This is a genomic window from Candidatus Nitrosacidococcus tergens, assembly GCF_902810445.1.
GTDB classification, from domain to species: Bacteria; Pseudomonadota; Gammaproteobacteria; order Nitrosococcales; family Nitrosococcaceae; genus Nitrosacidococcus; species Nitrosacidococcus tergens.
The window spans coordinates 752,501-766,951 of record NZ_LR778175.1; the positions used below are offsets into that span (position 1 = coordinate 752,501).

10 protein-coding genes, 2 tRNA genes and 2 rRNA genes (1 of these 14 running past the window's edge) are annotated in these 14,451 nt (G+C 38.9%); 11 read left to right on the plus strand and 3 right to left on the minus strand.

The features are described from left to right. The 3 genes from NSCAC_RS03645 to NSCAC_RS03655 form a co-directional block, all read left to right on the plus strand. Positions 1–2,621: ribosomal RNA gene (locus NSCAC_RS03645) — 23S ribosomal RNA — on the plus strand; it begins 280 nt to the left of the window's first position. An 82-nt stretch (positions 2,622–2,703) separates the two neighbouring features. Beyond that, a 5S ribosomal RNA gene (rrf, locus tag NSCAC_RS03650) occupies positions 2,704–2,818 on the plus strand. A gap of 71 nt (positions 2,819–2,889) precedes the next feature. After that, on the plus strand, positions 2,890–4,704 hold the full coding sequence (locus NSCAC_RS03655) for an ABC transporter ATP-binding protein (RefSeq protein ID WP_197745061.1): 1,815 nt from the start codon (positions 2,890–2,892) through the stop codon (positions 4,702–4,704). 13 nt (positions 4,705–4,717) lie between these two features. Here the strand turns inward: NSCAC_RS03655 and NSCAC_RS03660 are convergent. Next, positions 4,718–4,804, minus strand: a tRNA-Leu gene (locus NSCAC_RS03660). Positions 4,805–4,882: 78 nt separating this feature from the next. Between NSCAC_RS03660 and queA the strand changes: the two genes are divergently transcribed. Genes queA through NSCAC_RS03680 form a run of 4 tightly spaced genes read left to right on the plus strand, consistent with a single transcriptional unit; the run spans position 4,883 to position 8,611 of the window. Next, positions 4,883–5,908 (plus strand): tRNA preQ1(34) S-adenosylmethionine ribosyltransferase-isomerase QueA, encoded by a 1,026-nt coding sequence (gene queA / locus NSCAC_RS03665; RefSeq protein ID WP_197745293.1) that lies wholly within the window; start codon positions 4,883–4,885, stop codon positions 5,906–5,908. A gap of 17 nt (positions 5,909–5,925) precedes the next feature. Beyond that, positions 5,926–6,654 (plus strand): RNA methyltransferase, encoded by a 729-nt coding sequence (locus tag NSCAC_RS03670; protein ID WP_197745062.1) that lies wholly within the window; start codon positions 5,926–5,928, stop codon positions 6,652–6,654. Between the two features lie 27 nt (positions 6,655–6,681). Continuing rightward, positions 6,682–7,458: a serine O-acetyltransferase gene (cysE, locus tag NSCAC_RS03675; protein ID WP_197745294.1), complete on the plus strand. Its 777-nt coding sequence runs from the start codon at positions 6,682–6,684 to the stop codon at positions 7,456–7,458. Between the two features lie 4 nt (positions 7,459–7,462). Then, entirely contained in the window at positions 7,463–8,611 is a 1,149-nt protein-coding gene (locus tag NSCAC_RS03680) for a cysteine desulfurase family protein (RefSeq protein WP_197745063.1), read from the plus strand. An 80-nt stretch (positions 8,612–8,691) separates the two neighbouring features. On the opposite strand, the gene NSCAC_RS03685 is transcribed toward NSCAC_RS03680, so the two are convergent. Then, a complete protein-coding gene (locus tag NSCAC_RS03685) occupies positions 8,692–9,372 on the minus strand; it encodes a Bax inhibitor-1/YccA family protein (protein WP_197745064.1) in 681 nt (226 codons plus the stop codon). Positions 9,373–9,582: 210 nt separating this feature from the next. Between NSCAC_RS03685 and NSCAC_RS03690 the strand changes: the two genes are divergently transcribed. The 4 genes from NSCAC_RS03690 to acnA all read left to right on the plus strand — a co-directional run bounded on the left by NSCAC_RS03690 (position 9,583) and on the right by acnA (position 14,064). After that, a tRNA-Ser gene (locus NSCAC_RS03690) sits at positions 9,583–9,672 on the plus strand. 42 nt (positions 9,673–9,714) lie between these two features. Further along, positions 9,715–10,515, plus strand: a complete 801-nt coding sequence (locus tag NSCAC_RS03695; RefSeq protein WP_197745065.1) for a methylated-DNA--[protein]-cysteine S-methyltransferase — start codon at positions 9,715–9,717, stop codon at positions 10,513–10,515. A gap of 109 nt (positions 10,516–10,624) precedes the next feature. Continuing rightward, positions 10,625–11,350 (plus strand): hypothetical protein, encoded by a 726-nt coding sequence (locus NSCAC_RS03700; protein ID WP_197745066.1) that lies wholly within the window; start codon positions 10,625–10,627, stop codon positions 11,348–11,350. Between the two features lie 59 nt (positions 11,351–11,409). Then, positions 11,410–14,064: an aconitate hydratase AcnA gene (acnA, locus tag NSCAC_RS03705; RefSeq protein WP_197745067.1), complete on the plus strand. Its 2,655-nt coding sequence runs from the start codon at positions 11,410–11,412 to the stop codon at positions 14,062–14,064. Here acnA and NSCAC_RS03710 read toward each other — a convergent pair. Further along, complete coding sequence (locus NSCAC_RS03710; protein WP_197745068.1) at positions 14,047–14,451, minus strand: hypothetical protein; 405 nt, start codon at positions 14,449–14,451, stop codon at positions 14,047–14,049. The two genes, acnA and NSCAC_RS03710, sit on opposite strands and share 18 nt — an antisense overlap.

The following is a 14,451-nucleotide window of genomic DNA, read 5'->3' on the forward strand; positions in this document are numbered from 1 at the left end:
AGTTTTAGTAGAATGGATTGGAAAATCCAGCCATAGACGGTGATAGCCCGGTACACGAAAAGGCTTTATTAGTGAATAATGAGTAGAGCGGGACACGAGGTATCCTGTTTGAAGATGGGGGGACCACCCTCCAAGGCTAAATACTACCTACCGACCGATAGTGAACAAGTACCGTGAGGGAAAGGTGAAAAGAACCCTAATTAAGGGAGTGAAATAGAATCTGAAACTATATGCATACAAGCTGTGGGAGCACAATTATTGTGTGACTGCGTACCTTTTGTATAATGGGTCAGCGAGTTATTTTCAGTGGCGAGGTTAACTGCATAAGGGAGCCGAAGGGAAACCGAGTCTGAATAGGGCGTATAGTCGCTGGGAATAGACCCGAAACCGGGCGATCTAGCCATGGCCAGGGTGAAGGTGAGGTAACTCTCACTGGAGGCCCGAACCCACTCCCGTTGAAAAGGTAGGGGATGAGCTGTGGCTAGGAGTGAAAGGCTAATCAAGCTCGGAGATAGCTGGTTCTCCTCGAAAACTATTTAGGTAGTGCCTTATGAATCACTCTTGGGGGTAGAGCACTATTTCGGCTAGGGGGGCATCCCGCCTTACCAAACCGATATAAACTCCGAATACCAAGAAGTGCGATCATAGGAGACACACAGCGGGTGAAAAGGTCCGTTGTGGAGAGGGAAACAGCCCAGACCGCCAGCTAAGGTCCCAAAGTTATTGCTTAGTGGAAAACGATGTGGGAAGGCATAGACAGCCAGGAGGTTGGCTTAGAAGCAGCCATCCTTTAAAGAAAGCGTAATAGCTCACTGGTCGAGTCGGCCTGCGCGGAAGATGTAACGGGGCTAAAGTAATATACCGAAGCTGCGGGTATAGACTTAATTGTTTATACGGTAGAGGAGCGTTCCGTAGGCTGTTGAAGGTGTGCTGAAAGGCATGCTGGAGGTATCGGAAGTGCGAATGCTGACATAAGTAACGATAAAGGGGGTGAGAAACCCCCTCGCCGAAAACCCAAGGGTTCCTGCGCAACGCTAATCGACGCAGGGTGAGTCGGCCCCTAAGGCGAGGCTGAAAAGCGTAGTCGATGGGAAACCGGTTAATATTCCGGTACCTGATATAACTGCGATGGGGTGACGGAGAAGGCTAGGCTAGCTAGGTGTTGGATATCCTAGTTTAAGTGTGTAGGAAGTACTCTTAGGAAAATCCGGGAGTATATAATTCTGAGGCATGATGACGAGCTCTCTGTTAAGAGAGTGAAGTAGTTGATGCCCTGCTTCCAAGAAAAGCCTCTAAGCGATAGGTTATATGAGACCGTACTCTAAACCGACACAGGTGGGTAGGGTGAGAATCCTAAGGCGCTTGAGAGAACTCGGGTGAAGGAACTCGGCAAATTGGCACCGTAACTTCGGGAGAAGGTGTGCCCCTGGTACGTGAAGGGCTATACGCTTGGAGCGGAGAGGGGTTGCAGTGACCAGGTAGCTGCGACTGTTTACTAAAAACACAGCACTCTGCAAACTCGAAAGAGGAAGTATAGGGTGTGACGCCTGCCCGGTGCCGGAAGGTTAAATGATGGGGTTAGCTGCAAGGCGAAGCTCTTGATTGAAGCCCCGGTAAACGGCGGCCGTAACTATAACGGTCCTAAGGTAGCGAAATTCCTTGTCGGGTAAGTTCCGACCTGCACGAATGGCGTAACGATGGCTACACTGTCTCCACCCGAGACTCAGTGAAATTGAATTTGCTGTGAAGATGCAGTATACCTGCGGCAAGACGGAAAGACCCCGTGAACCTTTACTATAGCTTTACACTGGATTTTGAATCTTCTTGTGTAGGATAGGTGGGAGACTGAGAAACTAGGGCGCTAGTTCTAGTGGAGTTGTCCTTGAAATACCACCCTGGAATATTCGAAGTTCTAACCTAGGTCCGTGATCCGGATTGGGGACAGTGTATGGTGGGTAGTTTGACTGGGGCGGTCTCCTCCCAAAGAGTAACGGAGGAGCACGAAGGTACCCTCAGCGCGGTCGGAAATCGCGTGGTGCGTGCAAAGGCAAAAGGGTGCTTGACTGCGAGACGGACAGGTCGAGCAGGGTCGAAAGACGGTCTTAGTGATCCGGTGGTTCTGTGTGGAAGGGCCATCGCTCAACGAATAAAAGGTACTCCGGGGATAACAGGCTGATACCGCCCAAGAGTTCATATCGACGGCGGTGTTTGGCACCTCGATGTCGGCTCATCACATCCTGGGGCTGTAGCCGGTCCCAAGGGTATGGCTGTTCGCCATTTAAAGTGGTACGCGAGCTGGGTTTAGAACGTCGTGAGACAGTTCGGTCCCTATCTGCCGTAGGCGTTGGAGATTTGAGAGGGGCTGCTCCTAGTACGAGAGGACCGGAGTGGACGAACCTCTGGTGTTCCGGTTGTCACGCCAGTGGCATTGCCGGGTAGCTATGTTCGGAAGGGATAACCGCTGAAAGCATCTAAGCGGGAAGCCTGCCTCAAGATGAGATCTCCCTGAACCTTAAAGGTTCCTAAAGGGCCGTTGAAGACGACAACGTTGATAGGTGGGGTGTGGAAGTGCAGTAATGTATGAAGCTAACCCATACTAATCGCCCGTGAGGCTTGACTATATAACACCCAAGCAAGTTTGGTATATTGATTAAGGTTTCTAATTTCTTAAGTTTTCTCGATTTTATAGTTTTTTAGTTTTTGCCTGGTGGCCATGGCAAGTAGGTCCCACCCGATCCCATCTCGAACTCGGAAGTGAAACTGCTTAGCGCCGATGATAGTGTGGGGTTACCCATGTGAAAGTAGGTCACTGCCAGGCATTTATTTTTTATGCAACTCCCTTAGCATATCGATATAATTTATGTTAAGGGATTTTTTTTGCCTGCTTTTATGGTATCTGATAGCTATCCTAACATTCCTGGAAATCTAATTTCTCCTTTTTGTTGGCGAAATCTTCTTACTTTTATTTTCTCTTATCATCGATCCTCTTTTTTCTTTGCTCAGCTTATCGCTCTATGTTCTGCTCTTCTCTCAGCTCCTATCCCTCTGCTCATGCCTACCCTGGTTGATGAAGTACTTCTAGAAAAGGAGGGAGTAGTTGTTAGTACGATTAACTATATTTCCCCTTCTCAATGGCATAGTCCTATCCTTTATATTACATTTATTACTGCTCTTGTACTCCTGCTGCGAATAGGCTCTTTACTGCTCAATATATGGCAAGTACGACAGTTTACTTATATTTCTAAAAATATCATTTACCATATGCGTTTAAAGTTATTAACTCATTTACAACAGGTTTCATTAAGTGAGTATGATACCTTGGGCAGTGGTACTGTTGCCTCTCATTTTACTGTTGATTTAGAAACAGTAGATCAATTTATAAATACTACAATTAGTAAGTTTACAGTTGCTCTGCTTACTATTATAGGAGTTGCTTTTATTCTGCTATGGATTAATTGGTGGCTTGGATTATTTATTTTATTTATGAATCCATTAGTAATTTATTTCACCGTAATTTTTAGTAAAAAAGTAAAACACTGGAAGATAAAAGAGAATACTGCTTATGAAGTTTTTCAGAATGCACTTACTGAAACTCTAGATTCTATTCAACAGATTAGAGCAGCTAATCGGGAGAAGTATTATGTCCAAGCATTGATAAATTTAGCTAATGATATACGAAACTACTCTACTGCTTATACATGGAAAAATGAAATGTCTAATCGCTTATCTTTTTTAATTTTTTTATGTAGTGTAGAGATATTTCGAGCAACTGCAATGATTTTAGTTGTATTCTCCGATCTTAGTATTGGGCAAATGTTTGCTATATTTAGTTATTTATGGTTTATGATGGCCCCAGTGCAAGAAATAGTAAATATTCGTTATGCATTTGCCAGTGCTACAGGTGCTTTAACAAGAATTAATAAGCTTTTAACTCTAAAAAATGATCCATATCACCCATGTACTAAAGATATATTTATAGATAAAAAAACAGTTAGTATAGCTTTGAAAAATTTATGTTTTTCATACCCTACTAGTAGTTCTCAAATATTTAATCATGCTAATTTAAACATTAACGCTGGAGAAAAAATCGCTCTTATTGGTATGAGCGGTGAAGGTAAAAGTACGCTTACTCAAATTTTACTAGGGCTATATTATCCCCAATCAGGAGAGGTACTTTTTGATGGAATTTCGATTGCAAAAATTGGTTTGGAGATAACTCGTAATAATGTAGCTGCGGTACTACAACACCCCGCATTATTTAATGATACAGTTCGTGCTAACCTTGCTCTAGGTAGGGATATACCAGATGACCAGCTTTGGCAAGCACTAACTATTGCCCAATTAAGGGAAACTATAATTAATATGGATCATGGGTTAGATACCTTAGTGGGACGACAAGGAACTAAATTATCTGGTGGGCAAAAACAGCGTTTAGCTATTGCACGAATGGTTGTAGCCAACCCTAAAGTAGTGATTTTAGATGAAGCAACTTCTGCTTTAGATATGGAAACAGAAGGAAAGTTATATCAAGCTCTATTTAAGTTTTTAAGTGGACGTACCACGATTATTATTACTCACCGTCTAAATATAATAAGACAAGTAGATAAAGTGTATATGGTTGATAATGGTTCAATTATTGAGGTAACTCACTTTGATAATCTTAAAAATAGCAATGATCTATTACCTAGCTTAAGCGTAGTGTAGTCCTTAATAAGTTTGGTGCCGAGGGCGAGACTCGAACTCGCACAGTGTCACCACTACCAGATTTTGAGTCTGGCGCGTCTACCAATTTCGCCACCCCGGCTTCAGCTACATTATAGCTAAATTTATACTAATTTAAGAAAAAAATTTCTAAAACTAAAATATGAATTTTAGCGAATGCATGCAGCTTGATGATTTTTCCTATGATCTTCCAAAAGAGCTTATTGCTAACTATCCATCTTATCAGAGAGGCCAAAGTCGATTGTTATTTTTAAATAATCGATCTGGAAAGATAGAAGATCGTTGGTTTACTGATCTGTTTGATTTGCTTACTGAAAGAGATTTACTCGTTCTTAACGATACCAAAGTCATTCCTGCTCGCTTTCTCGGGGTGAAGGATAGCGGAGGAAAAATTGAAGTAGTTATTGAACGTATTTTAGATGATCATAGTGTACTAGCTCACATTCGTTCCAATAAACCATTAAAAATAGGAAAGCGTTTATTACTGGAAAAATGGATAGAGGCAATCGTTATAGAAAAGAAAGATGATTTGTTTAAATTACATTTTTTGAATGCCCAACCTATTTCTGAAATGCTAGAAATATCAGGGCGTATCCCTCTCCCTCCTTATATTCAAAGAGAAGTAGAGAAAATAGATAAAGATCGTTATCAGACAGTTTATGCTACTCACCTAGGTGCAATTGCTGCACCTACTGCAGGTCTTCATTTTGACCATATCTTATTAGATCGACTTAAAAGTAAAGGAGTTAATCTAGGATATATTACGCTCCATGTTGGTTCGGGCACATTTCAGCCAGTACGAGCAGAGCATATTACGAAACATCAAATGCACTCAGAGTATATTCAGGTTTCAGATCAAGTGTGTACACAAATCCAAAATACTAAAAAACGAGGAGGGCGAGTCATAGCAGTAGGTACCACTACTGTGCGAGCCTTAGAAAGTGCTGCTGCGTTAGGTACCATAACACCTTATGAAGGAGAAACTAATATCTTTATTTTTCCAAGCTATAAGTTTCGCTGTGTAGATGGTATCGTAACTAACTTTCATCTACCTAAAAGTACACTACTTATGCTGGTGTGTGCCTTTGCAGGTCATGAGCAAGTATTTTCTGCTTACCAACATGCAATAAAGAGTCGCTATCGCTTTTTTAGCTACGGTGATGCAATGTTTATTGCCGATATGTAGCATATATATTTTAACTTATGCTACTTGATCAGATTCGTATCGTTTTAGTTTCTACTACCCATCCAGGCAATATTGGTGCAGCTGCTCGGGCTATGCATACCATGGGATTATCCCAATTGTATCTAGTTATTCCAAAAAATTTTCCTTCAGATGTTGCTACTGCTCGATCTTCAGGTGCTAACCATTTGCTAGAACAAGCTAAAGTATTTCCTAATTTAATAGAAGCTATTTCAGACTGTCAAGTAGTGTATGGATTAAGTGCTAGAACAAGAAATATGCTCTATCCAAGCATGGATTCTAGAGCCTGCGGAATCCAAGTAGCTACTGAGATAACACAAGGAAAAAAAATAGCTATTGTATTTGGTAGTGAGCGAATAGGGTTAGAAAATAGAGAATTAGACTATTGTAACTACTTAGTTCAAATCCCAAGCAATCTATACTATAGCTCTCTTAATTTAGCAGCTGCAGTGCAAGTTATAGCTTACGAAATCCATATGGCACACTACTTAAGCGTTAATGAAATCGATACTTTTCATACCGATTCTCCTTTGAGCACAGTAAGCGATTTAGAAAATCTTTTTCATCACCTAGAAAAAGTACTAATCGCACTCCATTTCTTAGATCCTAATAAACCTAAGTTTTTAATGCGTCGCCTACGTCGGCTATTCCTTCGAATAGCCCTAGATTCTAGAGAAGTTAATATTTTAAGGGGAATTTTGACTGCTATTGAAAAAATGATCGCTTAAAATAGTTAATTGATTTATATTAAATACATGTTTACTCGAATTCGTGAAGAAATAAATTGTATTTTTGATCGAGATCCGGCTGCACGAAGCATTTTCGAAGTTATTACTACTTACCCAGGATTCCATGCAAATTTATGGCATAGGATCAGCCATCGTTTGTGGAATTTAAATATACGATGGCTTGCTCGATTTATTTCTACATTCAGTCGTTGGTTAACAGGGATTGAAATTCATCCCGGAGCAAGAATTGGACGGAGATTTTTTATTGACCATGGTATGGGGGTAGTCATTGGAGAAACTGCTGAAATTGGTGATGATTGCACTCTTTATCATGGTGTTACTTTAGGAGGGACAAGCTGGCAAAAAGGAAAACGTCATCCTACTTTAGGAAATAATGTCATTGTAGGAGCAGGCGCCCAAGTATTAGGACCAATTGATATTGGCAATGGAGTACGAATAGGTTCTAATACCGTAGTAGTTAAGAGTGTCCCAGAAAATGCTACAGTAATAGGTATTCCTGGGCATATTTTGAACTCAAAAGAGCATCAAAAAATAAAGCAACAGATAGCTATGAAACACATAGGTTTTGAAGCTTATGGTGCAATACCTAATAGTCCAGATCCTCTAGAGCGCACAATTAATGACTTAATCGCTCATATCCATAGTCTAGACAATCGCATTGAACAAATGGCAACAATAATTCAAAGACTAAATAAACTTATTCCTGAAGAATATTTAGGTTTTATTGATCTAGCAGAAAGTAATATTGATAAAAATAACTTAAAAAAACAGGAAAGAAGATAGCAATATGGCAGCAATTTATCTTGATCACAATGCGGGAGCACCACTAGATAAGCGGGTTTTAGAGGCAATGCTGCCTTACCTTAAAGAGCAGCAAGGTAATCCCTCTAGTGTACATAGATATGGTCGTATTGCTAAAGAGGCTATAGAACATGCTCGTATACAGATAGCTAATTTAATTCATGCAGAGCCTTCTCAAATTATCTTCACAAGTGGCGGCACTGAAGCGAATAATTTAGCTTTATTTGGAACAGTTAAATTTAATTCATGCGATCGTTTAATTGTAAGTGGAATAGAGCATTCTTCTATTTTAGAGCCTACTTATTCTCTACAAATACAGGGGCTTGAAGCTGCTGAAATTAAACCAAATTGTGACGGAAAAATCACACTTGATAGTTTAAAGGGTATGGAATGCAAAGCTAATCAACTTGTATCTATACTTTGGGCAAGTAATGAAACAGGCGTATTGCAAGACATTCCTCAATTGAGCCAATATGTTCAATCTTGTCATGGAATATTTCATACAGATGCGGTACAGGCTATTGGAAAAATACCTATTAATTTTTCTGAAAATAATATTCATTTAATGAGTATCTCTGCCCATAAAATGGGTGGACCTAAAGGAGTGGGGGCACTAGTTATTGATAGTGCTTTAGATATTGATTCTATTTTATTTGGTGGAGGACAAGAGAGAGGGTTGCGTAGTGGCACAGAAAATGTAGCAGCTATTGTAGGGTTTGGGAAAGCGGCAGAAATTGCAAATGAAGAGCTAACCCAACGAATGGATACTTGGTATTCCTTAAGATCGTATCTAGAATATGAGCTACGAAGAGAATTGCCGGATATTATTATTTTTAGCGAAAAAGTAGAGAGGTTACCTAATACTATATTTTTTTCCTTTCCTGGTATTGAGGGAGAAACTTTACTAATGGCTCTAGATAAAGTAGGTATCGCCGTTTCTAGCGGCTCTGCCTGCGATAGTAACGGACATCAACCAAGCCACGTACTTTTGGCTATGGGAGTTGATCCTACTCTAGCTCAAGGTGCAATTCGAGTAAGTATTGGTGCAGGTAATACCTTAGATCAAATAAATAAATTTATTTTAGTGCTAAAACGAGAGATAGAAAATTTTAAGAAAATACTCATTCGTAATTGAAGCTTACGTAAATGCAGGCTGAACCCTTAACCAAAAAGCCCCGATTTATCGGGGCTTTTCAACTAAATTAAAAATTAAAGCTACTGTCTATTACCGCTTAGTGCACTTAGAATTTGCAATAAACTAAGAAATAAATTATAAATTGCTACATATAGGGTGACTGTAGCCATAATATAATTAGTTTCTCCTCCATTAACCATCAGACTTGTTTGAAATAAAATGTAACCTGACATAAGTAGGATAAACATAGCTGAAACGCCTAAAGATAAAGCTGGTATATGGAAAAACATAGCACCTAATCCTGCGAGAAAGGCAACTAGCATGCCTACCATTAAAAATCCACCAATAAAGCTAAAATCTTTCTTAGTAGTTACCGCGTAGGCTGATAAACCTAAAAATATTAGACCAGTCCCGCCAAGGGCAAACATTACAGTTTCATGTCCATTAGGTAAATGGAGATAAAAACTGATAATAGGTCCTAGGGTATAACCCATAAAGCCTGTGAGAGCAAAAATTGCTGCTAGCCCCCATACACTGTTACGTAACGCATTAGTTAAAAATAATAGACCAAAATAACCTATCATTGTAATTGCCCAATGCATTGGCGGAGCCTGAGTTATCATAGCGATCCCAGCAGTAACTCCACTAAACAATAATGTAGTAGCGAGGAGCATATAAGTATTACGCAACATTTTATTAGTTGCTAATACTGAGGGCATCACTGCTTGCGTAGCCATTTGATTCATTTGATTATCATTCATACTTATTAAGAATCCTCTCAAATCACTATATATATCTATGAAATATACTACTCAGACATTGAAGTAAGTACATTAGTTCTTAAATTGCTTGAAATTAAGTATATCAAGAAATAAATGTATTAAATATAGCTTTGATCTTTAGGTATATTTAGAGTGATGCGTATCGTAAATTACAGTCTTTTTCCGTATAATACTTTTAAGGTTTAAAGAGGAAGAGTGGCCGAGTGGTTGAAGGCACCGGTCTTGAAAACCGGCAATGGGTAAAACCATTCATGGGTTCAAATCCCATCTCTTCCGCCATTTTTCTGTTTAAACTAGATTTTCAATTTGATGGAGTCAATAGTGGAAACAAGAAATCAAATTACCCAAGATCCCCGTTGGTTCTCACTCACTATAAGGGACTCAAATGCTGATGGAAGCTTTGTTTATTCTGTAAAAACAACTAAAGTCTACTGTTTACCCTCTTGCCCATCCCCTATTTCTAGTCCAGAAAATGTTAGTTTCTATCGAAACTATAAGGAAGCAGAGCGGGCTGGATTTCGTCCATGTAAACGATGTAATCCAAGGGATTATTTATTATCAAACAAAAATAGGGTAGTAAAAATTGTTTTTGGAGTGCAAAAATCTTCATTGGGTTGGGTTTTAGCTGCTCAACGTACAGGAAAGAAAGGTGTTTGTGCCGTTTTATTTGGAGAAACCCAAGATAAGCTTATTGTCGATCTTCAAACTTATTTTCCAGCTGCTCAGCTAGTTAATAATGCGGCTGTATTTGATGAAGTGTTTAAAAAAATAATAGCCTCAATTGAAGATCCTACAGTTCAGCTTAATATTCCTTTAGATATACAAGGTACTGAATTTCAACAACGCGTTTGGCATACCCTATGTCACATACCATTAGGGGAAACTTGGAGTTACACTAAGGTTGCAACGCATCTTGGATTACCCGCTAAATCTGCAAGAGCCGTTGCGGGGGCTTGTGCAGCAAATAAAATAGCGATTGCTATTCCTTGTCATCGTGTGGTTCGTAGTAATGGAAATTTATCTGGTTATCGTTGGGGAATAGATCGCAAACGTACATTACTCCACCAAGAAAATATTTGTTCAAAAAACAAAAGAAATCTGCTCCGCAATGAACCTATTTGAAGATAGGTAATCCATTTATAGTACATTGCTTACTAAAAGATAATTTAACTCTTAAACTAGAAATAGAGAGATTTATCTAATTATATTAGATTTAGAGGATACTTAATGCATGAATGCTTTATTGAAAAAATACCAAAAGATAAATTTTTTACTACTCGCTTACTTCTTAATCGTAATACTACCTTTCGCCCTGTTAGGAAAGACTGTATCTGCAGAAGTAGTTTATCAAATGGATTTTACTCAGCAACCCGATGGTGATGCAATACCTTGGTTAGAGAAGCATGGGTTCGAATTTCAGCTAGGAGCTAAAAAGCTAAATCCTAGATTTGAAAATCATAAATTAGTAATTAGTACTAGTAATGAAGAAGCAGGGCTTTTCATTAAAGAAATCAATGTAAAAAATGCAAAATACATTAAGATAAAGTGGGGTGTAGATAAATATCCTGAAGGAGCAAGTTGGGATGATGGAATTTATCGAGTACCTATTGCAGTTATGGTTTCTTTCGGAAAGCAGAAAGTAGATAGTGGTTCAGTAGTTTTACCTAATTCTCCTTATTTTATTGGTTTGTTTCTTGGAGAGAAAGATCAAGAAGAATATGCCTATACAGGAAAATATTATCAAAAAGGAGGACGTTATTTCTGTGCTTTAAGTGGTGGTACTACTGAAAAAACAGTAACTACTATGTTTAATCTTGATGAAGCGTTTAAAGAACAATTTAAGAAAGGTCGGGTGCCATTTATTAGTAGCTTTAGCTTCCAAATGAATACCAAAGATACTCAAGGAGAAGCAGAAGCATTTATCGAGAGCATAGAATTCCTTACTGATATGGGATAATTCATAAAGGTAATTTTATTATATAGCATTCACTAAAATACGAAGAAGAACAAAGCAGAATGTCTAATAGTTTTGATACCCAATCTTTTTTAAAAGTAGGGGATAAGTCCTATAGGATTTTTTCTCTAAACCCTCTAAAACAACAGGGATACGATATAGATCGGTTCCCTTATACTTTAAAAATTCTGCTAGAAAACCTTCTTCGTACCGAAGATGGTATTAATACCACCCAGAGTAATATTGAAGCTCTATTAAATTGGAACCCCAAAGTAGAATCTAATACGGAGGTTTGTTTTACTCCTGCTCGGGTATTAATGCAAGATTTTACCGGAGTACCTGCGGTGGTAGATTTGGCTGCCATGCGGGATGCAATGAAAAGTCTGGGTGGAAACCCAAACCGGATTAATCCTTTATCCCCTGTGGATTTAGTCATTGATCATTCCGTCATGGTGGATTACTTTGGTAATCAGAGTGCTTTAATTCAAAATATAGAAAAAGAGTATGCCCGCAACCAAGAGCGCTATGAGTTTCTACGCTGGGGGCAATACGCTTTTTCTAACTTCCGAGTTGTACCTCCCGGAACTGGGATCATTCATCAAGTTAACCTTGAGTATTTAGCTACTATAGTTTTTACTCATAATAAAGACGGAATATTTCAAGCTTATCCAGATTCTTTAGTAGGCACGGATTCCCATACTACCATGATTAATGGTTTAGGGGTATTAGGTTGGGGTGTGGGTGGAATAGAAGCAGAAGCTGCAATGCTTGGTCAGCCTCTCTCTTTGCTTATTCCTCAAGTGATTGGTATTAAATTATCCGGAAAAATCCCCGAGGGATCTACCGCAACAGACCTAGTACTTACTATTACTGAGCTACTAAGGAGAAAAGGAGTAGTAGGAAGATTTGTTGAATTTTTTGGTAATGGGTTAAATAATCTTTCTTTAGCTGATCGGGCAACTATTTCTAATATGGCCCCTGAGTATGGAGCTACTTGTAGTGTTTTTCCGATTGACTATGAAACTATAAATTATCTAAAGCTGACAGGGCGCCCAAATGAAACTATTGCTTTAGTAGAATCCTATGCTCAAGAACAAGGGTTGTGGTATCAGGAAGGTAAACGACCTGCAGATTATACAGAAATCATCGAATTAGATATGGGCTCTATTGAGCCTTGTGTCGCTGGACCAAAACGCCCCCAAGATCGAGTCTCCATAAAAAATACTAAAGTAGCTTTTCCCTCCGCTACTTTAGATAAACCTAGAGAAGGTAAGGTTCTGTTACATGGAGAAAGTATTTCTCTTAAAGATGGAGCCATTGTTATTGCAGCAATTACAAGCTGCACTAATACCTCTAACCCTGATTTACTCATTGCCGCAGGATTACTTGCAAAAAAAGCTTATGATCTTGGTTTAAAGGCGCAACCTTGGGTAAAAACTTCTTTTGCTCCAGGATCTCAAGTAGTGCCAGCTTACCTAGAAGAAGCAGGATTAATGGAGTTTTTTAATAAGCTAGGATTTAATATTGTAGGGTTTGGTTGTACTACCTGTATTGGTAATTCTGGGCCTCTACCAGAAATTATAAGTAAAGCGATTAAAGATAATCAATTAACAGTAGCATCTATCTTATCAGGGAATAGGAATTTCGAAGGGAGAATTCATGCAGAGATTCAAACCAATTGGCTAACTTCTCCTCCCTTAGTCATTGCTTATGCACTTGCTGGCTATATTACTATTGATTTAACCTCGGAACCTTTAGGAAAAGATAGAAGGGGTCATGATGTATATTTAAAGGATATTTGGCCTACCAGACAGGAGATTATCCAAGTTACCCAACTGAGTGTAAAGAATACGTTATTTCATCAGGAATATTCTAATGTATTCAAAGGTGCTGATCGCTGGCAGCAAATAAAAATTGCTGAGGATAAAAATTACCATTGGAATCCCTCTAGTTATATTGCTCATCCACCCTATTTTGAGCATATGGGCATGGAAGTACCAGATATATCCAGGGTTGTAGATGCACGCTGTTTAGTAATGGTAGGAAATTCAGTGACTACTGATCATATTTCTCCTGCCGGATCTATTCCAGTAAATAGTCCAGCAGGTCAATATCTACTGCATCAAGGAGTAACTCCTGAAGAGTTTAATTCTTATGGTGCTCGTAGAGGTAATCACCACGTAATGATTCGTGGTACGTTTGCTAATGTAAGATTAAAAAATCAGCTTGCTCCAAATACCGAAGGGGGATGGACCACCTATATACCCTCAAATCAAGTAATGAGTATTTTTGATGCAGCTGAAAAATATTGTGCGGAAAAAGTACCACTTATTGTGATCGCTGGAAAAGAGTATGGTACCGGATCTAGCCGTGATTGGGCAGCAAAAGGTGTTTATTTGCTAGGAATAAAAGCAGTCATCGCAGAGAGTTTTGAGCGAATACACCGCTCCAATCTTGTAGGATTTGGAGTGCTACCTCTGCAGTTTGAGTCAGGAGAAAATGCTGCCGCTTTAGGGTTAACCGGTAAGGAAAAATTTTCAATAGCAATACCTACAAAAGAAAGCAAAACAGTTAAGGTCACTGTTTTTGACGATATTCAAAATAAGGAAATTACATTCAATACCTTAGTACGTATTGATACTCCTAAGGAATGGGATTATTTCCGAAATGGAGGAATATTACACTATGTACTTAGAAATCTAGCTACAGATTCCTAGAATTTTAATTAAAACGATAGCAACAACTGCAGCTATAGAAGCAACACTGGTAAGTGTTATTGCTATCCAAAAAGCAATGTTTATCCTTCTATTTTTTATCTGGCTATTTTGGCGATCTTGTTCTAATAAATCTTTAATTTTTTCTTGTAAAGTATATCCTTCCTTAATTAAATCTTGAGTTAAGGATTTTATTTGGTTTTGGTAGTCACTAGTAAACAACTCCAGCCGATTTCTAGTTTGCTCTATATTTTTAGTAACCTCAGTAGTATAGCTTTTAAGCACTACATCATGTACAGCCAATACTGCGAGTATAGGATCGTCCTTAGTTAAGAGAATATCGAACTCTTTAGCAACTATCTGAATAATTTCATCTTGATTTAGACTCAT